The organism is Methylococcus sp. EFPC2, from assembly GCF_016925495.1.
Classification (GTDB): Bacteria; Pseudomonadota; Gammaproteobacteria; order Methylococcales; family Methylococcaceae; genus EFPC2.
In genome coordinates this window covers 1,635,731-1,653,496 of sequence record NZ_CP070491.1, presented here as the reverse complement: position 1 = coordinate 1,653,496, position 17,766 = coordinate 1,635,731, and the positions used below count along the sequence as shown (strand labels likewise).

General features: G+C 59.5%; 18 protein-coding genes and 1 pseudogene. 13 read left to right on the top strand and 6 right to left on the bottom strand.

Annotation, left to right across the window (positions count from 1 at the left end; genetic code table 11):
• Positions 1-9 precede the first annotated feature (9 nt).
• Complete coding sequence (gene glyS / locus JWZ97_RS06865) at positions 10-2,079, bottom strand: glycine--tRNA ligase subunit beta (protein WP_205434043.1); 2,070 nt, start codon at positions 2,077-2,079, stop codon at positions 10-12.
• Positions 2,072-3,007, bottom strand: coding sequence for a glycine--tRNA ligase subunit alpha (glyQ, locus tag JWZ97_RS06860; protein WP_205434042.1), 936 nt, complete (start codon positions 3,005-3,007; stop codon positions 2,072-2,074). Before glyQ ends, glyS begins: the two co-directional genes overlap by 8 nt.
• A 240-nt stretch (positions 3,008-3,247) precedes the next feature.
• On the opposite strand from glyQ, the gene JWZ97_RS06855 reads away from it, so the two are divergent.
• The 4 genes from JWZ97_RS06855 to JWZ97_RS06840 are packed head-to-tail and all read left to right on the top strand — an operon-like array spanning position 3,248 to position 6,797.
• Positions 3,248-4,234, top strand: coding sequence for a toll/interleukin-1 receptor domain-containing protein (locus tag JWZ97_RS06855; RefSeq protein ID WP_205434041.1), 987 nt, complete (start codon positions 3,248-3,250; stop codon positions 4,232-4,234).
• A gap of 20 nt (positions 4,235-4,254) precedes the next feature.
• Positions 4,255-5,511 carry an IS256 family transposase gene (locus JWZ97_RS06850; RefSeq protein ID WP_205428540.1) on the top strand — a complete coding sequence of 419 codons (1,257 nt, stop codon included), beginning with the start codon at positions 4,255-4,257 and terminating at the stop codon, positions 5,509-5,511.
• A gap of 1 nt (position 5,512) precedes the next feature.
• Positions 5,513-5,998: a hypothetical protein gene (locus JWZ97_RS06845; RefSeq protein ID WP_205434040.1), complete on the top strand. Its 486-nt coding sequence runs from the start codon at positions 5,513-5,515 to the stop codon at positions 5,996-5,998.
• A gap of 10 nt (positions 5,999-6,008) precedes the next feature.
• Entirely contained in the window at positions 6,009-6,797 is a 789-nt protein-coding gene (locus JWZ97_RS06840) for a hypothetical protein (RefSeq protein WP_205434039.1), read from the top strand.
• 196 nt (positions 6,798-6,993) lie between these two features.
• Here the strand turns inward: JWZ97_RS06840 and JWZ97_RS06835 are convergent, their stop codons facing one another.
• Entirely contained in the window at positions 6,994-7,428 is a 435-nt protein-coding gene (locus JWZ97_RS06835) for a regulator (protein WP_205434038.1), read from the bottom strand.
• Positions 7,429-7,674: 246 nt separating this feature from the next.
• Here JWZ97_RS06835 and JWZ97_RS06830 point away from each other — a divergent pair, with 246 nt between their 5' ends.
• From JWZ97_RS06830 to JWZ97_RS06820, 3 genes and pseudogenes are all read left to right on the top strand, one after another.
• Positions 7,675-9,030, top strand: a complete 1,356-nt coding sequence (locus JWZ97_RS06830; protein ID WP_205434037.1) for a sensor histidine kinase — start codon at positions 7,675-7,677, stop codon at positions 9,028-9,030.
• Positions 9,031-9,035: 5 nt separating this feature from the next.
• Positions 9,036-9,698 carry a response regulator transcription factor gene (locus JWZ97_RS06825; RefSeq protein ID WP_205434584.1) on the top strand — a complete coding sequence of 221 codons (663 nt, stop codon included), beginning with the start codon at positions 9,036-9,038 and terminating at the stop codon, positions 9,696-9,698.
• A 42-nt stretch (positions 9,699-9,740) separates the two neighbouring features.
• Positions 9,741-9,924 (top strand): annotated as a pseudogene (locus JWZ97_RS06820) (IS3 family transposase); the annotation flags it as partial.
• A gap of 78 nt (positions 9,925-10,002) precedes the next feature.
• Here the strand turns inward: JWZ97_RS06820 and JWZ97_RS06815 are convergent.
• Positions 10,003-11,733, bottom strand: coding sequence for an ABC transporter ATP-binding protein/permease (locus tag JWZ97_RS06815; RefSeq protein WP_205434036.1), 1,731 nt, complete (start codon positions 11,731-11,733; stop codon positions 10,003-10,005).
• A gap of 228 nt (positions 11,734-11,961) precedes the next feature.
• Here JWZ97_RS06815 and JWZ97_RS06810 point away from each other — a divergent pair, with 228 nt between their 5' ends.
• The 6 genes from JWZ97_RS06810 (at position 11,962) to JWZ97_RS20185 (ending at position 16,922) form a co-directional block, all read left to right on the top strand.
• A complete protein-coding gene (locus tag JWZ97_RS06810) occupies positions 11,962-13,128 on the top strand; it encodes a class I SAM-dependent methyltransferase (RefSeq protein WP_205434035.1) in 1,167 nt (388 codons plus the stop codon).
• 76 nt (positions 13,129-13,204) lie between these two features.
• Entirely contained in the window at positions 13,205-15,790 is a 2,586-nt protein-coding gene (mgtA, locus tag JWZ97_RS06805) for a magnesium-translocating P-type ATPase (protein ID WP_205434034.1), read from the top strand.
• A gap of 67 nt (positions 15,791-15,857) precedes the next feature.
• On the top strand, positions 15,858-16,106 hold the full coding sequence (locus tag JWZ97_RS20220) for a helix-turn-helix domain-containing protein (protein WP_205434033.1): 249 nt from the start codon (positions 15,858-15,860) through the stop codon (positions 16,104-16,106).
• Positions 16,072-16,461 carry a winged helix-turn-helix domain-containing protein gene (locus JWZ97_RS06795; protein WP_205434032.1) on the top strand — a complete coding sequence of 130 codons (390 nt, stop codon included), beginning with the start codon at positions 16,072-16,074 and terminating at the stop codon, positions 16,459-16,461. The genes JWZ97_RS20220 and JWZ97_RS06795 overlap by 35 nt, the downstream gene beginning before the upstream one ends.
• 39 nt (positions 16,462-16,500) lie before the next feature.
• On the top strand, positions 16,501-16,797 hold the full coding sequence (locus JWZ97_RS06790) for a transposase (protein ID WP_205434031.1): 297 nt from the start codon (positions 16,501-16,503) through the stop codon (positions 16,795-16,797).
• The gene (locus tag JWZ97_RS20185; RefSeq protein WP_256438408.1) at positions 16,794-16,922 is read left to right on the top strand and encodes a hypothetical protein; all 129 of its coding nucleotides are present in this window, start codon (positions 16,794-16,796) and stop codon (positions 16,920-16,922) included. The genes JWZ97_RS06790 and JWZ97_RS20185 overlap by 4 nt, the downstream gene beginning before the upstream one ends.
• Positions 16,923-16,999: 77 nt before the next feature.
• On the opposite strand, the gene JWZ97_RS06785 is transcribed toward JWZ97_RS20185, so the two are convergent.
• Both JWZ97_RS06785 and JWZ97_RS06780 read right to left on the bottom strand, forming a co-directional pair.
• Positions 17,000-17,140 (bottom strand): DUF3096 domain-containing protein, encoded by a 141-nt coding sequence (locus JWZ97_RS06785; RefSeq protein WP_205434030.1) that lies wholly within the window; start codon positions 17,138-17,140, stop codon positions 17,000-17,002.
• 135 nt (positions 17,141-17,275) lie between these two features.
• Entirely contained in the window at positions 17,276-17,563 is a 288-nt protein-coding gene (locus tag JWZ97_RS06780; RefSeq protein ID WP_205434029.1) for a coiled coil domain-containing protein, read from the bottom strand.
• Positions 17,564-17,766: the final 203 nt, after the last annotated feature.

Genomic DNA, 17,766 nt, shown 5'->3' with positions numbered 1-17,766 from the left:
TAGACCCCCTCACTGCAACCGGGAAATGTCTGCGATTTCCAGGAACAGTCCTTCCACGATGGCCAGCAGGCCCAGCCGGTTCTTGCGCAACTCGGCGTCCTCGCAGTTCACCATGACCCGGTCGAAGAAGGCGTCCACGGTGTCCCTCAGGCCGGCCAGCCGTTTCAGCGCCTCGGTGTAATCCCGTTCGCGCAGCTGCGGCAGCACGTCTTCCTTGGCGTCGCGGGCGGCCTGCAGCAAGGCTTTCTCCTGAGGTTCGACCAGGGCCTGGTCTTCCACGTTGGCGACGATTTCCTCTTCCGATTTCTTCAGGATGTTGCGGATGCGCTTATTGGCCGCCGCCAAACTTTCCGCTTCGGGCAGCTTGCGGAAGGCCTGCACCGCCTTCAGGCGCGATTCGAAATCCAGCAGCCTGGGCGGTTGGACCGACAGCACGGCGTCGAACTCGTCGTGGCTGATGCCGCGATCCAGGCAGTAGCCCTTCAGGCGATCCAGGATGAAACCCAACACGGCATCGTGGGTGGCAGCGCGATCGAAGTCATGGTGCAGGGCTTCCAGCGCCGCGCTTAGCAGTTCCGGCAAATCCAGGTCCAGACCGCATTCGATGAGGATGCGGATGGCGCCGAGCGCGGCGCGGCGCAGGGCATAAGGGTCTTTGTCGCCGCTCGGTATGAGCCCAGCCGAGAAGATGCCGGCCAGGGTGTCGATCTTCTCCGCCAAGGCCAGGATTTGCCCGGTTTGCGTCGTGGGCAAGGCGCCGCCGGAAACCTTGGGCAGATATTGTTCCTCGATCGCGGCGGCGATGTCCTCGGGTTCGCCTTCGGCCAGGGCGTAATAACGGCCCATGGTGCCCTGCAGGTTGGTGAATTCGCCCACCATTTCGCTCAACAGATCGGCCTTGGCCAGCAGCGCGGCACGTTGCACCCAGGCGCTTTCTACCTCCAGCCGCTCCGCGATCAGGGCGGCCAAGCGTTGCACGCGGTGGGTCTTGTCCAGCAGCGAGCCCAGGGTCTTCTGGAAGGTGATGTTGGCCAGATTTGGCACCCGGTCTTCCAGCGTCTGCTTGCGGTCCTGGTTCCAGAAGAATTCGGCGTCGGACAAACGCGGGCGCACCACGCGCTCGTTGCCGGAACGCACGGTTGCCAGGTTCTTGCTGTCCACGTTGCTGAAGGTGATGAAGTGTGGCAGCAGGCCACCCTGGGCGTTCTTCACCGGGAAATATTTCTGGTTTTCCTGCATGGTGGTGATGAGCACTTCCGCCGGCAGGGCCAGATAGCGCTCCTCGAAATTGCCCAGCACCGGGACCGGCCATTCCACCAGGGCGGCGACTTCTTCCAGCAAGTCGGCCTCGATATGCGCCGTACCGCCCACGCCGGCGGCGGCCTGCTCGGCGAGCGCGCGGATTTGCTCCTGGCGCTCGCCGTAAGTGGCGATCACCCGGGCGGCCCGCAGCTTTTCGGCATAGTCGACGGGGTTGGCCAGTTCGATGGTGTCCGCATGGTGAAAGCGGTGGCCGCGCGTGGTGCGTCCGGTCGGCAAGTCGAGTATGGATGCGTCGATCACCTCGCTGCCGAACAGCAGGATGATCCAATGCGCGGGGCGGACGAATTCGGCCACCCCGGCACCCCACCGCATGCGCTTGGCGATGGGCAGGGCGGCCAAGGCCTGGCGGATGATGTCGGGCACCAGTTCCGCCGTGCGTGCGCCTTTGACTTCCTGCTTGAAGCCCAGCCATTCGCCCTTGTCGGTCTTGAGCACGATGAGCTTATCCGGCGTGGCGCCGCAGCTGCGCACGAAGCCTTCGGCCGCTTTGCTGAGCGAGCCGTCCGCCTGATAGGCGACATTCAAGGCCGGCCCGCGTTTTTCGACCACCTGGTCGGGCTGGCTGGTCACCAAATCCTTCACATGAAATGCCAGACGGCGCGGGGTGGCGTAGGACACGATGCCGCCATGCGCCAGCCCGGCCTTCTGTAGCCCGGATTCGACACCGGTCTGCAGCGCGCGAGACAGGTTCAGCAGCGATTTCGGCGGCAGTTCTTCCGTGCCGAGTTCGAACAGCAGGTCGCGGGTCTCAGCCATGAGCGGCCTCCTTGTTCGCCAGCATGGGGAAGCCCAGGCTTTCACGGCGCTGGTAATAGGCCTCGGCCACGGACTTGGCCAGGTCGCGCACGCGCAGGATGTAACGCTGGCGCTCCGTGACCGAGATGGCGCGGCGCGCGTCCAGCAGATTGAAGGAGTGGGAGGCTTTCAACACCATTTCGTAGGCGGGCAGGGGCAGGTCTTGCGCGATCAATTGTCGGCATTCGTTTTCGTAGGTGTCGAAACACTGGAACAGGAAGGCGGTGGGCGCGTGCTCGAAGTTGTAGGCCGACATCTCCACCTCGTTCTGGTGGTAGACGTCGCCGTAGGTGACGTCACCTTGGGGGCCTCGCGTCCACACCAGGTCGTAGACGCTTTCCTTGCCTTGCAGATACATGGCGATGCGCTCCAGGCCGTAGGTGATCTCGCCGCTGACCGGCCGGCAGTCCAAGCCGCCCACTTGCTGGAAATAGGTGAACTGGGTCACCTCCATGCCGTTCAGCCAGACTTCCCAGCCCAAGCCCCAGGCGCCGAGCGTCGGCGATTCCCAGTTGTCCTCGACGAAGCGGATGTCGTGCTCCAACAGGTCCAGTCCCAGGAAGCGCAGCGATCCCAGATAGAGTTCCTGGATGTCGGCGGGCGAGGGCTTCATCAACACCTGGAACTGGTAGTAATGCTGCAGGCGGTTGGGGTTCTCGCCGTAGCGCCCGTCGGTAGGCCGGCGCGAAGGCTGAACGTAGGCCGCGTTCCAGGGCTCGGGCCCTATGGAGCGCAAAAAGGTCGAGGGGTGGAAGGTGCCGGCGCCCACTTCCAGATCGAGCGGTTGGAGTATCGCGCAGCCTTGCGCGCCCCAGTATTCCTGCAAGGCCAGAATCAGGCCCTGGAAGGTGGATACGTCGCGGGTGAGGGTGTTCAACGGGTCCGCCATGTCGATAGGTCGAAGATTGAAAGCGCGGGATTATAACGCCAACATCGAACTGCCGCCTTAGCGGCGGACAAGCGTTTCCTCCATTCGTGGCCGCTCTCATGGGTTAAGGATGCAGCTAGCCCAAGAGTCACCCCGAAGAAGCAAACAAGAGAACAGCTGGTAAGAGTGCGACGAGCCCTGGAGCGAGTTGGTTCGGAAGATGGAAACGCCTAGGAGTGGTTGAGCGGGACGGAGTAGGATGTGCTGAACGAAGGGAAGCGCATCGTTGGCAAACGAAGCCCGTCTTGTAGCCATATTTGTATTTTTGAACTGTGCGGCCCATGTGCAGATATTTCTATGGGCCACGATCCCAACTGTTATCTTCGCTTGGACGATATGAAGGAAAGACTGAATAAACCGCGCGTGTTTCTCTCTCATTCGAAGAAGGATGTGAATTTCATCGATCGTATAGCTAACGATCTTCGCAAATGCCCAATTGAGCCTTGGCTTGACGATTACGAGATCAGGCATGGCCAACCGTGGCTTGATGCGATATTCGAGGATGGCATACCGACCTGCGACGCTGTCCTAGCCTATCTCACACATCATTCCGTTACTTCTGCTGTTGTAAAAAAAGAAATTGACGTTGGAATCCTTCGTAAGCTTCAAAATAACTATGTCGCCTTCTTGCCTTATGTTTCTGAGTCGTTCCTTCGCACGGAACTTAGATACGATCTACAGGTATTGCAAATGCCTGAGTGGAGTGAAGCGAATTATTGTGAAATATTGCCGCGCGTCGTCGCCGAAATTTGGCGTTCCTTCCTGCAAAGGACCGTCACCGATGCAATCCAAAAAGAACGAGTGGCAAGATTGGAAGCCGAACTTCGACTTAAGGACATAGAGAAAGAACTTGCCGAATCGGTCTGCCAGCAGGGCGAAGCGCGCGATTTCGAATACATATGGCACCAGATCGACCGATATGAGCCGGTTGTGTTTCAGCATTCAAGTGTGCTTGATAACGTTAGCACTGAGATAGCAGCTTACACATTTTCTGTGCACATTGGGTATCTTATTCTTCTCCTTTCCGATTCACGACGCTACGAATATACTAGTCTTAGTATTGGCAACCTTGCCTATGAAGCGCTTAAGTCCCAGCTTCCAGATATGGAGGTCCTTTCTAAGGGAGACAGAGTCAGTTTTAAGTCCGGGCCTGATGAGCCTGTCAGAAATTTTGTGTGTGAGGCATAACATGTTGTTAAGGAGCATGTATGCCAAGCAAGACGAGCAAGAAGAAACCGGCAGCGGCGCTGCCCAGCATTCCGAAAGAACTCATAGACCAGATGGTCAGTGGCCCGATGGACGCCGAGGCGATCAATGCCGCCTCGATGGCGTTCAAGAAGGCGCTGATCGAACGTGCACTGGGCGCCGAACTCAGCCATCACCTGGGTTACCCACCCGGCGCCGACAAGCCCGGCGAGGTGGGCAATCACCGCAACGGGGTGACCGGCAAGACGGTGCTGACCGAAGACGGGCCGCTTCGGATCGACATCCCGCGCGACCGTCAGGGCAGCTTCGAACCCCTGCTTATCCCTAAGCACGAGCGGCGCTTCACCGGTTTCGATGACAAGATCGTGGCCATGTACGCCCGGGGCATGACGGTGCGCGAGATTCAGGGCTTCCTGGCCGAGCAGTACGGCACCGAGGTTTCACCGGAATTCATCAGTTCAGTCACCGATGCGGTGATGGCCGAGGTCACCGCCTGGCAGTCACGCCCGCTCGAAGCCATGTATCCGGTGGTGTTCTTCGATGCTCTGCGGGTCAAGATTCGCGAGGAGGCGGTGGTCCGCAACAAGGCGATCTACCTGGCCTTGGCTGTTCTGCCAGACGGCACGCGCGACATCCTCGGGTTGTGGATCGAGAACACCGAGGGCGCCAAGTTCTGGATGAAGGTCTTCAATGACCTCAAGACGCGCGGTGTGGTCGACATCCTGATCGCCGTCACCGACGGCCTGAAGGGCATGCCCGAGGCCTTGGCCGCCGTTTTCCCAGCGACCACGCTGCAGACCTGTATCGTGCATCTGATTCGCAACAGCCTCGACTACGCGAGTTGGAAGGACCGTAAGGCACTGGCGGCAGCGATCAAGCCGATCTACACCGCGCCCAGCGCCGAAGCCGCGCTGGCCGAACTCGACGCGTTCGAGCAAGGCCTCTGGGGTGAGAAATTCCCGACCGTGGTCGCCGCCTGGCGGCGGGCCTGGGACCGGGTGATTCCCTTCTTTGCCTTCCCGCCCGCCATCCGCCGGGTGATCTACACGACCAATGCCATCGAGAGCATCAACGCCCGACTGCGCAAGATCCTCAAGACGCGTGGCCATTTCCCGAGCGACGATGCTGCCAGCAAGCTGATCTGGCTGGCCTTGCGCAACATTACGGCCGACTGGGGACGGGCGGCCAAGGATTGGAAGGACGCCATGAACCAATTCGCCATCCTCTACGCTGAACGCTTTGAAGCGGCTCGCGGATAAAATGACCACCGACTTTGCCACCGCGCCCTCTGCCTACGGTCTGAACGGACCTTCGGCAGCCGTCACCGTGGAAAAGTCTACTCACGCCTCACACACAGAAATTCTGACGCCCCCGACGACTTTCGACCATGACCCCGATTTTCTTGAGGATCGTTTCGATCAGGTCATTACGGGCATCCTTGCGATCTACCCCGAAGGCCTTTCGGACACCGAGTTTCGTCGGTCCCACCTTTTCTATTCGCTTTTCACAGCTGTAGCGCATCGGAACTTTGGAATTCCTGGATTGCCGTCTGCGCCACAGCAGGGTTACGCCTCGCCCGAAGCAGCGCGAAACTCCCTAGAAAGGGTAGATGGAATCTTTGAGGAAACCGACCATAACAATCTTAGCAAGGACGAAATTGGGTTCCTGCAAGATTCACGCCGTGCTACTACCGACGAAAAGGTTCGTGTGCAGCGGACACAGTTTTTGCTCAAGCTCATGAGCTGAGTTAATTGTTATGCCTATCGCTCAAGCTTTAGCTACGTTTAGGGTGAAGTCATCTCAGTGCGACTCGCTTATCTCAAATGCGCACAAAGCTGATGCAGCTGGTACTCCATTATTTCCACAAATTGACCGCGAACAGATTACTGTCGCAGCTTTTCTAAATCTGTTCGTAGCCTGGGAAGAATTCGTGGAATCCGTGATTAGTCACTTTTTGGCCGGCGCCGCAACTCTTTCGGGAAAGCAGCCTATTCGGTACGCCGTGCCGTCGACTCCTGAAGATGCCAAAAAAATGATGATTGGGGCAAACCGGTATTTTGATTACGCCAATCATGAGCTCGTTCTTCGGATGGTACGACTGTATTTCGAAAATGGGTATCCGTTTGAACCCAACCTGAGTTCAATTCTTTCGGACTTGGCGGACCTCAGAACGTTACGCAACTCATCTGCGCATATTTCCTCGACCACTCAAGTGGCGCTTGAGGCGCTTGCACAGCGGATCTTTGGCACCCCGAAGCCTGGTATCACGCTCTACGCTATGCTGACAGCGGTCGATCCTAGGTCAATGGGGGGAAATACCGTTCTGGCCGAGGCTAGAGATAAGCTCCTTATCAACTGCACAACTGATCGCCCAAGGATAACTTTTCTCTCTTCGTCTGCAATACAGGACCTTCCAGCCGTTCAAACCGGACAACGCGACAGGCAGTTCAGGCCGACTTTCAGGCGATCAAGAAACCGCCACTACTGGCCGCTGATTCCTAGAGAGCTGTCGTTCGACAACGCTGATTTTTCAGGGCGCCGATGACTCATGATGGTCGTTAGCGCCGTTTCGTCGACGCTTGTTTACTGCGCAACGCTGCCCTGGGTGATATGCCCCGACGCTTTGGGTAAGCGCTCTTGGGGCTAACACCCTTATGTGCTCGATGGAGTCGGTAGCCTACATTCCAGGCGATCCCCCGTTCACTGTTCACTGCCTTGGCGCCCTTTATTCCAACCAGCGCTCAGCCCGTTGCTTCGCGATGCAGGGCGATGAGGTCGTCCATGCCGAGGGTTGCGGTGACATTGAGGTGATCGTCGAGGATCTCGTAAAAGACGCCCTCGCTGCCGCGTATGCTGAACAGGACGACCGCGTCCACGTCGCCGCCGCCTTCACGGTGGGGTTCCTCGCTGGGCGGGCTCACCTTATAACTGCCGACCGGGCGTATCTCTTTGAGCGTGCCGTCGGCATGGTACAAGCGATGCTCGCCCTGGATCACGAAGGTTTTGTTGAGGGCCTTGTGCCGGTGCAGGACAATCTGCCCGTGGGCGGCAAATTTGAAGATCACGTCGACGATGCGGTTTTCCACATCGATGTCGAGGATCGAATAAAGCAGGTGTTCGTAATCGCCCAGGGTACGCCATTGGATGTTGCGGTCGTCGAATAGCAAAGCGGTCATGGATTTTCCTCGTCGGCAGGTTATGCGCTATCGGCCCGCTACCTTATGCGCGGAGCCGGTCCCGGCCGCGCTAAGCGGCCGGATACAGCCTAGGTGACCCGCCGGGCGGCGTAAGCCGAGATTTGCCCATCGTAGTCGGGCAATTTGCCCGCGTCTTCTGTGGCACCATTAAGGCATGCGCCACTGCGAATGCCACGATGCCGATACGATTCCCTCGTTTTTCGCAAGGGGCCGAGTAAGCTGACCATGAATCTCCAGCTGCACCTGCTGACCCGTATCGCGGCCGCGGCCATGGCCTGTCTGTTGGCGGCCGCGGGCCTCTCGCTCTACCGCAGCGACCGGCAGGCCCGGTTAGCCACGGAGCATGCGGCGGAAACTTTGGTGCGGCAACTGGAAAGGCAATTGCTCAAGGCGGGTACGGGGATCGGCACAGCCGATGCCTTTCCCGATTTCGAGGCCTGGCAGAACAATCCCACCGGTAGCGGAGCCTGCATCGCCTACGCGCCGGCCGACGCTAGCGAACCGCGTCGCCTCTGCAACCTCGCGACGCCGCAGACCGGCAAGGTCCCCTCGGGCTTCGAGACGATCTACCGTTTATTCCTGACACCCGGCGTCAGCGTTGCGCGGCCGGTCGTCTACCACCGCCGCCAGTACGGTTTGCTCAGTGTGATACCCAGCGTCGAATGGGAGCTCGCGGAGGCGTGGAGCAAGCTGCGCAGCCTGATGGAATTGTCGGCGGCGACGGTCCTGGCGGTTTGCCTGCTGGTTTATCTGAGCATTAGCAGCGCCCTGCGACCGGCCGGGATCATCGTCGCCGGGCTCGAACGGATGCGGCGGGGCAATCTGGACTACCGCTTGCCGGCCTTCAGCCTCAACGAATGGCGCTACATCGCCGAAGCTGTCAACCAATTGGCGGCCAGCCATCAGCGTCTGCTGTCGGAACGGCAGGCACTGGCCGTCAAGCTGATGGGACTCCAGGAGGAAGAGCGCCGCTACCTGGCCCGCGAACTGCACGACGAGTTCGGGCAATGCCTGACCGCCATCAACGCGCTGGCCCTGTCGATGACCCAGGGCGCGGACCGGCAATGTCCCGAGCTGAGCGGCGAAGCCCAGCAAATTCGGACCTACACCCAGCACATGCTGGACAACATCCGCAACCTGCTCCGCCGCTTGCGGCCGGCGGAGCTGGACGAACTGGGCTTGGCGGCCAGCCTGGATAGCCTGATCGCCGGGTGGCGGCAGCGCAGCCGGGGCACGACCGACTACCGGCTCAGCCTCACGGGCGATTGCACCGCCCTGCCGGAGCCCTTGGCCATCGCCTTGTTCCGGGTGATACAGGAGTGCCTGACCAATGTCGCCAAGCACGCAGAGGCCACCCACGTGCGGGTTGAGTTGAGCGTTTCCGCCACAGAGGCTAGCCTGAGGGTGACGGACGACGGCAGCGCGACGGAGATTCCGGCATCTTACGGCATCGGCCTGCTCGGCATGCGCGAGCGCATCGCGGCGCTGCACGGCACAATGAAGCTGGCCATCGCCTCACCCCACGGACTGATCGTCGAGGCCTGCTTGCCGCTGGAACCCGTCGCCGGAGTGAACCCGTGAACGGCATGGCGGCGACCATCGATATTCTGTTCGTCGACGACCATGCTATCGTCCGCGAAGGCTACCGGGCCCTGCTGGGCAAACAGCCGGGCATGCGGGTGATCGCCGAGGCGGACAGCGGTGCGGAAGCGTATCGGCAATTCACGCTCTGCAATCCGGATGTGGTCGTCACCGATATCACGATGGCCGGCAGCAGCGGCCTGGAACTGATAGCCCGCGTCCGGCTGCGCCGTGCGGACGCCCGGATACTGGTCTTCAGCATGCACCAGAACCCCACGTTCGCGCTGCAAGCCATCCGCGCCGGCGCCCTGGGCTACGTCAGCAAGAGCAGTCCGCCGGAGGAGTTGCTGCGCGCCATCCGCGAAGTCCACGTCGGCCGGCATGCCTTGAGCGCCGATATGGCCCAGGCGCTGGCCCTGGAAAAACTCGGCTGCGAGCACAAGGCCCTGGAGAGCCTCACGGCACGCGAGTTCGAGATCCTGCGCCTGCTGACCGACGGGCGATCCACGGACGCCATCGCCGCATGCCTCAATCTCAGTCCCAAGACCGTGTGCAATTGCCATTACATCATCAAGCGCAAGCTCGGCGTCTCCAGCGACATCGAGCTGATGCGCCTGGCCATCAAGCTGGATGTGGTGGATCTCCTGCAAGGGTCCGCCAATCCATAGGGCTTGGCTTCCAGAATGGCCGGGCCGCTGGGACTGAGGTACGCCACGGGACAAGCACTGTATGCGCGACGGCCCGAACGAGACGGCGCGCTGACCCATCATTCGGACAGAGAGGCTCAATGTACGTCAGCATCCGCTACAGCGAAGGCCTGGCCGAGGCCGATATCGAACCTTCGGTGGGCGGCCAGGGCGACAGCTAGGACAAAACGCGCTAGCCGAGACCATCTAATATCGGCAACTCGCCAGTCAGCCCGCAGTTCCAGCCTGACTTAAACCAACCAGCCTCCATGATTACCGGAGCGGTTCACTCCTCCTTGCTGGAATTGCCTCCTGCGCCAATTACCTGGCCTTCATGGACCGGATTCCAACTCCATCCGCCATTAATCGCGAGTTCGAGAACGGCATCATAGTTACGAATGATCTCGCCGTCTTCGCCAACCACGATATAAGTAATCGACTGATTGGAGAGCACTTTCAGAATATGATCGACTTGTTCAGGAGTCAGGGCCGTGCTTGGTCGGTCCAAGAAGGCAAATCGGGGAGCGGCAAGGAGCAGGCAGGTGAAAGCGAGCAATTGCTGTTCGCCGAGTGAGAGGATACTCGCCCAATCATCCTGCTCGACGTCCAGTCCCCCAATACGTGTCAAGACCGACTCGACGTTCAGAACGCGCAACGTGGCGATGATTTGGTCGTCCGCAGTCGCCCCCTCCCTGTCGCTACGCAGAAGTACATGCCTTAAGGTGCCCGGAGGCAGATAAGGCCGCTCGGGTAGAAAGAATATTTTTTCAAGGCTGGGGCGCAGGATGCGTCCTCCTCCGGTTTCCCAGATACCGGCGGTAGCCCTGAAGAGGGCCACCTTGGCGGCCTCACTAGGGCCAACGACCAACAGCCGGGTCCCGCAAGGAATTGAGACGGACAAATCATTGATGAGGAGGGTGTCGTTTTCTGCCGACTTCAGTGTCACATGCTCGTAAGCCATACACTCGTCTTCCTTGACCACTTCCAATCCCAAGACTTCGCTTGAGCGTGCGTCTTCGATGCCCTCCCAGAGGGAACCGAGCCGGGATACTACGGCAGTGAATGAGGAAATGGACTGAAATTGGGAAACGATCAGGGAGAACGCACCAACCAACTGCGCGAAAGCCATGGCTGACTGGGCGATGACACCGAATTCGATTTCACCGTCTATGAACAGTGGAGCCACGACCAACGCGGGTATGATCAGGATCAGATAGTTGTAGCCGGTCGTGAAGAACCCCAGATTTCGGTTTACGGCGATGATCCGCCGAAAATTGTCCGCCAACTCACGAATGCGGCGTAATAAGAGGAACTGCAACCGCTCTTCCCGGTGCGATAGCGCGATGGACTCGGCGTTTTCTCGAACGTGTATCAGTGTGGCTCGAAGATTGGCCTCCTTGTCCATCTGACGGGAATCCAACCCGACCAGTCGGCGCCCCAGCACGATGGACATCAAGGTTCCGCATATCGCATAGACAATGGCCACGCCGAATAGCAAGGGGCTGATCGACCACATGACGCCCGAAAACGCGACCACCGTAATGATGCCATTGAGGAGCATGAGAACGAACGAGAGCGTGGTGACCGTCAGTGCGCGAACATCATCGGCGATGCGCTCGTCTAGGTTCTCGACCTGTCCCGTTTCCTTCATCCGGTAGTAGGTTCGATCGGCCAGATAGCGAGTGACAAGCTGCCGGGTGTGCCACTCACGCCAAAGCAGCCCGAGACTCTCTTCGGTAAAGCGGGACAAGACCGCTACCGCCGTGGATGCTGCGAATACGCCAATGTAGATTTTTGCTTGCCAGATGAACCCGGCCATATTGCGGTTGGCGATCGCCGTCATGAAGTCGCGGCCGACATAGCTATTCACAACATTCAAGCCGCTGATGACGAATAACATCAGGATGAGGAGTGCAAACAACGCAATCGCCCTTCCACCGACCTCCGAAGCGGACAAGGCTTTCAGCACCCCAACAAACCGAACCCAGGTCAGCCGGTCTATCAGTAATAGTTGCATGTTGATCCCCGATTCCTATGGATTGACAAAGAATTGAGCACCGCGCCCAATGGCATGTAATTCATGGTTTTCTGGCTGGTCGCGGGGCGGGTCGCCTATTAGAAACAGGTAGTCGAGTCAAAATAACCGCACGGAAGACAACGAGGCGAGGTTTTTCGTCCCCATGCAACCATGGCAAGATATTGAGTATCCATTCTGGCCGTTTCGCTTCTTCGGAGGGGAAAATCGATGGAACAAAATGCTAAAGCTCCACTGGCGACGAGCTATGACGGACTGTTTAAGCGGATCCAGCAGCGCTTAGCCGATCGGGTCAAAACCCCTTTTGAGATTCGGCTATGGGGAGGGCGCAGTTTTCGCTTCGGGGAAGGGGAGCCCGCGGTCCAGGTCTTAGTCAACGATCGCAACGGTTTGGCCGCCCTCGGCCGATTCGACGAGTTGGGCATTTGCGAGGCGTATATGGCGGGAAGCCTGGACGTCGCGGGCGATATGATGAGGTTCGTCAGCCTCCGGCGAGCCTTGAATGACAGCCATCCATTGCAATATCTGTGGCGGCGGATTGCACCCTGGTTCATCGGGAGAATACCGGTAGACCGGCAAGCCATCGCGGCCCACTACGACTTCCCCAGCGAGTTTTATCTCCAGTTCCTGGACCCGACCCGCTGTTATTCCCAGGCCGTGTTCGAACGCGATGACGAAGCGCTGGAAACAGCCCAGCGCCGCAAGCTGGATTTCGCCATCGACGCCTGTTGCTTGAAACCGGGAGATCGCGTGCTGGATGTTGGCGGCGGCTGGGGCAGTTTCACCGAATACGCCGGGCAACGCGGCATTCAGGTTACCTCCCTGACGATATCCCGCCAGTCCGAGGCGTTCCTCTCAGAATTGATTCCACGCGCCGGACTGCCTTGCCGGGTGCTTAACCAGGACTTCCTGGCGTACGCGTCCGAGGAACCCTATGATGCCATGGTCATTCTGGGCGTGATGGAACATCTGCCCGATTATCCGGCCGTATTACGGCAGTTCCAGCGCTTGCTGAAACCGGGCGGACACGTCTATCTCGATGCCAGCGCTTTTCGCGAAAAGCACGTCAAACCCAGCTTTATCGCCCGCTACGTATTTCCGGCCGACCATGCCTATTTCTGCCTGCACGACTTCCTGACTGCGGCCGCCAAGACTCAGATGGACGTGCTGGCGGTTCATAATGATCGCCACAGTTATTACCTTACCTGCAAGGCCTGGGCCGAGAATCTGGAGGCCGCCCGGGATGAGATCATCCGTCGTTGGGGCGATGCGCTCTACCGTCGTTTCCGGCTCTATCTCTGGGGTTCGGCCTATGCCTTTTTCAGCCGCGGCATGGAAGCGTTCCGGGTGGTGCTGGAAAAGCCTCGGGAGGTCTGAAGTAGACGACGGGCAGTGTCCTCGCGGCCGTCTGTGTAAGATGGCTGTGGGCTCCTAAATCCCACCGAGGCATACCATGTCGCACGTTCCGAATGACCAAGCTTGGTGGCTGCATCCACCGGTCGAACCGCGGGAAACGGCCGCGCACGATGGAGGCGGCTTATCCCGTGCCGAAGCGGCGTCGCGACTGGCCCAATTCGGCCCTAACCTGTTCCGCGATCGCAAGGAACGGCCCTTGTGGCTGCAATTCCTCTCCCGCTTCAAGAATCCCCTGGTTCTGCTGCTGCTCGCGGCCAGTGCGATTTCCGCATTCACCGGCGAAGTCGCCGACTTCGTCATCATCAGCGTCATCGTACTGCTGAGCGTCACCCTCGATTTCGTCCAGGAGCACCGCGCCGGCAAGGCGGCGGCCAGCCTGCGCCAGTCGGTTTCGGTACGGGCCACGGTTATGCGCGACGGTAATCCCCTTGAGGTGCCGGTGACCGAGGTGGTGCCCGGCGACCTCGTCGTACTCTCCGCGGGCGATATGGTCCCGGCGGACGGTTTGGTGCTGGAGGCGCGCGATCTGTTCGTCAAACAGGCCTTGTTGACCGGTGAGTCCTATCCGGTCGAGAAGCGACCGGGACCGCCGAGCAAAGAGGCAACCGAACTGCAGGACGCCGCCAACGCGGTGTTCATGGGGACCACCGTCATCAGCGGCAGCGCCAGGGTGCGGGTGATCAAAACGGGTACCCGCACCGCGATCGGGGCCATCGCCGACAGCCTGATCCGCCGGCCGCCGCCGACGGCCTTCGAGATCGGCACCCACCGCTTCGGCCTGCTCATCATGCGCCTCACCGTGCTGCTGGTGCTGTTTGTACTGCTGGTGAATGCCTTCATGCACAAGCCCTGGCTGGAGTCCTTCATGTTTGCCGTTGCGTTGGCGGTGGGGTTGACGCCGGAACTGCTGCCTATGGTCGTGTCGGTCACCTTGTCGCGGGGCGCGCTGCACATGGCGGAGAAACGGGTGATCGTCAAACGCCTGGCCGCCATCCAGAATCTGGGGTCGATGGACGTCTTGTGCACCGACAAGACCGGCACGCTGACCGAGGCGAAGATCAGGCTGGAGCAGCATGTGGACACGCAGGGAAACCCCAGCGCACGGGTGCTGGAACTCGCCTATCTGAACAGCTACTTCGAATCCGGCCTGAAGAGCCCACTCGACGAAGCGATCCTGAACCACGAAAACATCGACGTCAGCGCCTGGAAAAAGATCGACGAAGTCCCGTTCGATTTCGAGCGGCGGCGGGTATCCGTGCTCGTGGATAACGGCGAGACCCGGTGGCTGGTGGTCAAGGGGGCGCCCGACGAAGTCGTGGGTTTTTGCACGCATTACGAAGAACTGGGCGCGGAAATTCAGCGCCCGGTAGACGAGGCAGCCCTAGAGCGAATACGGGCGCAGCACGCTGCCCTCGAAAAAGAAGGGTTCCGCGTATTGGGCATCGCCTGGCGCCAGGTTCCGATGGACCATCCCCACGCCGTCGTCAGCGACGAAACGGAATTGGTGCTCGCGGGTTTTGCCGGCTTCCTCGATCCTCCCAAGGCAAGCGCCGGCGCGGCACTCTCCGCGCTCGAGGAGAGCGGCGTAACGGTGAAGATCGTGACCGGCGACAGCGAGCTGGTGACCCAGCATGTCTGCGCCCAGTTGAACATCCCGGTGACGGGAGTCCTGACCGGCAAGGAAATCGAGCAGATGGATGATCACGCCTTGCGGATCAGGGTGGGTAAAGCCAATCTGTTTTGCCGGGTCAACCCGGCACAGAAAGACCGGGTGATCCTGGCACTCAAGGCCCGCGGCCATGTGGTCGGCTATCTCGGCGACGGCATCAACGATGCGCCGTCGCTGCACTCGGCGGATGTGGGGCTGTCGGTGGACACGGCCGTCGACGTCGCCAAGGAAGCGGCCGACATGATCCTGCTGGATCAGGACCTGCACGTGCTGCATGACGGCGTGCTGGAAGGCCGGCGCACCTTCGGCAATATCCTGAAATACATCATGATGGGCACCAGTTCCAACTTCGGCAACATGTTCAGCATGGCCGGCGCGGCGTTGTTCCTGCCCTTCTTGCCGATGCTGCCGACCCAGATCCTGCTCAACAACATCCTCTACGACCTTTCCGAAATACCCATTCCCCTGGACAAGGTGGACGCGGAGGAGCTCCGCAAGCCACGGGTCCTGGACATGAACTTTATCCGCAACTTCATGCTGGTGATCGGGCCCATCAGTTCGGCCTTCGACTTTCTGACCTTCTACGTCCTGCTAACCGTGCTGAAGGCCAACGAAACGCTGTTCCAAACCGGCTGGTTCGTCGAGTCCCTGTGCACCCAAGTGCTGGTGATCTTCATCATCCGCACCCGCGGTAATCCCTTCAAAAGCCGCGCCCATCCGATCCTGGTGGCGACTTCTCTCGCGGTGGTTGCCATCGCCGCCACGTTGCCGTTGACGCCTTTGGGGAACTATTTCGGCTTCGTTCCGCCCCCCAAAGAGTTTTATGCCATCCTGGCGGCGATGGTGGTGATCTATCTGGCAATGGTGGAGATCGCCAAGAAGGGCTTTTACCGATGGTACGGAACGCCCGGAAAGGCCCGGAGAGCTAAGGCAGCAAGGCTACCCAGTGCGTGAGTGCGCCGACCTATCAGGAACTATTAACCAGGCCCCAAAATAGCTTGGTGCGCGATAAAATGCGCGCATGGAAAAGAAACCCATCGATGCGCGGAAATTGACGGTAGAGGCTCGGGCCTTGTTACGGCAGATGGTCATCCGTTTGCGCAAGCAGTCCAGGATGCCGCTCAAGGAATTGGCGGCGGTGTCAGGGGTTCATTACCGGACGGTGGAGGACTGGTTGTCCCGTGCGCGTCGCGAAGGGGAAGGGGGCGCTGAGCGAAAAACGCCGAGGACGGCCAGTGGGTGTTGGTCGCAAGCTGACGCTGGCGGATGAGGCGTGGTTGCGCGATCAGATCGTGGGGCAATGCCCGCAGCAATGGAAGCTGCCGTTCGCCTTGTGGACGCGACCGGCGATCAAGGCGCTGATCCAGGAACGCTTTGGCTTGGTTTTGCAGGACCGTTTGGTGGGTAAATATCTCAAGCGTTGGGGTTTCACCCCGCAGCGGCCGATCAAGCGCAAGCGCGCGCTGGAGCAAGACCCGGTGAAAGTCGGCGTCTGGTTGGAGGAGACCTATCCGCAACTGCTGACGCGGGCCAAGGCCGAGGGTGCCGTGATCCTCTTGGGGGACGAAACGGCGGTCAAGGAAGACACGCACTGGGTGAGAAGCTATGCGCCGCGCGGTGCATAGCCGGTTCTGAAGGCGCCGACCCGTTGGCAGAAGCTGTCGATGATTTCCGCCCTCTCGGCTCGCGGGGAACTGATGTTCAAAATCGTCGAGGGGTCCATCAACACCGAGCGGTTCATCGACTTCTTGGCGGCCTTGATCGAGGGCGCGCCGCGCAAGATTTTCCTGGTGGTCGACAACCTTAGGGTGCATCACCCCAAGAAGGTCACGGAATGGCTCGCGGGTAAGGAAAGCCAGATCGAAATCGAACTGGTTTTCCTGCCGCCCTATGCCCCGGAGTCCAATCTGGACGAATACCTCATCGCGACTTCAAAACGGCGCTACGCAGCGGCGCGGTGAGCCGCAATGCCAGCGAATTGCTGGAAAAGGCCCATGCCTTCATGACGCGCATCGCGGCCTTACCGGCGCATGTCATGGCGTATTTCCGACACCCTGCCGTCGCCTATGCGGCCCAGGGTATTTAAGGGCCCGGCTAATAGATAAAGAACGTTAAACCAATACCCATTAACGGGCGTGTACCTTGGCACTTGGATACGCCATATCAACTGAGGCCATGACTCATTATCCCCAAAATTCCCCGGACGATCAGATACACGGCCACGAAGTAATTCAAAAACCTGGGCACCAGTAAAATCAATACTCCTATCGCAAGCGCCAGTACGGGTTCGATTGCGATATTCATGGAATTATTCCTTCATTAAAGGTAAAGGCAGAAACAGCCTAGCGGCAAGACTGGACCTAGTCTGTACGGTATCGTACTCAGGGCGCTTGTTGGCGATGCCGGAAACCCCGGCTTTTGGGTCGGGCCGCGATAGCCTCACTTGAATTTGGATGCGACTCCGCTGATGCCGGTCCTGAGCTCATCCCAGACCTTATCGGCGGTCTCTTTGACCACTACCCACGCATCACCTCCGGCTTCCTCCAACTCTTTGATCTTTTCAGCGGCTGCACGCTGTTTGCCGCGTAGTGCTTCGATTTCCTCGGCGTACTTGAGCTTCGCATGTTCCGCTGCGTTTTCCGCCTTGGCGCTCAAGACGTCGATCTGAGCACTCCACTCTTTCAGTTCTGCGGCCAGACTTTCTATATATTCGTCTTTGCTTTTCATGAGTTTCTCCTTGGAATTGAACGGCGCTTCTCGTTGATTCGGCTGAGGTATGTGGTTGTGTGCGACGACGATAAGGCCGCAGTGAATTCGGCAAAGAACCTGAGGTAGGGCAGCGTGCGTCGCTTCATTCGCCACCGAAAAGCATATCCGCACGATCAGACATAGTCGGTACGGTAACGCACATAGAGCCGTATTCGTTGCGA

Coding starts and splice junctions, on each gene's coding strand:
- glyS (WP_205434043.1), bottom strand. CDS start 2,079: ATGGCTGAGACCCGCGACCTGCTGTTCGAACTCGGCACGGAAGAACTG.
- glyQ (WP_205434042.1), bottom strand. CDS start 3,007: ATGGCGGACCCGTTGAACACCCTCACCCGCGACGTATCCACCTTCCAG.
- JWZ97_RS06850 (WP_205428540.1), top strand. CDS start 4,255: ATGCCAAGCAAGACGAGCAAGAAGAAACCGGCAGCGGCGCTGCCCAGC.
- JWZ97_RS06845 (WP_205434040.1), top strand. CDS start 5,513: ATGACCACCGACTTTGCCACCGCGCCCTCTGCCTACGGTCTGAACGGA.
- JWZ97_RS06840 (WP_205434039.1), top strand. CDS start 6,009: ATGCCTATCGCTCAAGCTTTAGCTACGTTTAGGGTGAAGTCATCTCAG.
- JWZ97_RS06835 (WP_205434038.1), bottom strand. CDS start 7,428: ATGACCGCTTTGCTATTCGACGACCGCAACATCCAATGGCGTACCCTG.
- JWZ97_RS06830 (WP_205434037.1), top strand. CDS start 7,675: ATGAATCTCCAGCTGCACCTGCTGACCCGTATCGCGGCCGCGGCCATG.
- JWZ97_RS06825 (WP_205434584.1), top strand. CDS start 9,036: ATGGCGGCGACCATCGATATTCTGTTCGTCGACGACCATGCTATCGTC.
- JWZ97_RS06815 (WP_205434036.1), bottom strand. CDS start 11,733: ATGCAACTATTACTGATAGACCGGCTGACCTGGGTTCGGTTTGTTGGG.
- JWZ97_RS06810 (WP_205434035.1), top strand. CDS start 11,962: ATGGAACAAAATGCTAAAGCTCCACTGGCGACGAGCTATGACGGACTG.
- mgtA (WP_205434034.1), top strand. CDS start 13,205: ATGTCGCACGTTCCGAATGACCAAGCTTGGTGGCTGCATCCACCGGTC.
- JWZ97_RS20220 (WP_205434033.1), top strand. CDS start 15,858: ATGGAAAAGAAACCCATCGATGCGCGGAAATTGACGGTAGAGGCTCGG.
- JWZ97_RS06790 (WP_205434031.1), top strand. CDS start 16,501: ATGATTTCCGCCCTCTCGGCTCGCGGGGAACTGATGTTCAAAATCGTC.
- JWZ97_RS06785 (WP_205434030.1), bottom strand. CDS start 17,140: ATGAATATCGCAATCGAACCCGTACTGGCGCTTGCGATAGGAGTATTG.
- JWZ97_RS06780 (WP_205434029.1), bottom strand. CDS start 17,563: ATGAAAAGCAAAGACGAATATATAGAAAGTCTGGCCGCAGAACTGAAA.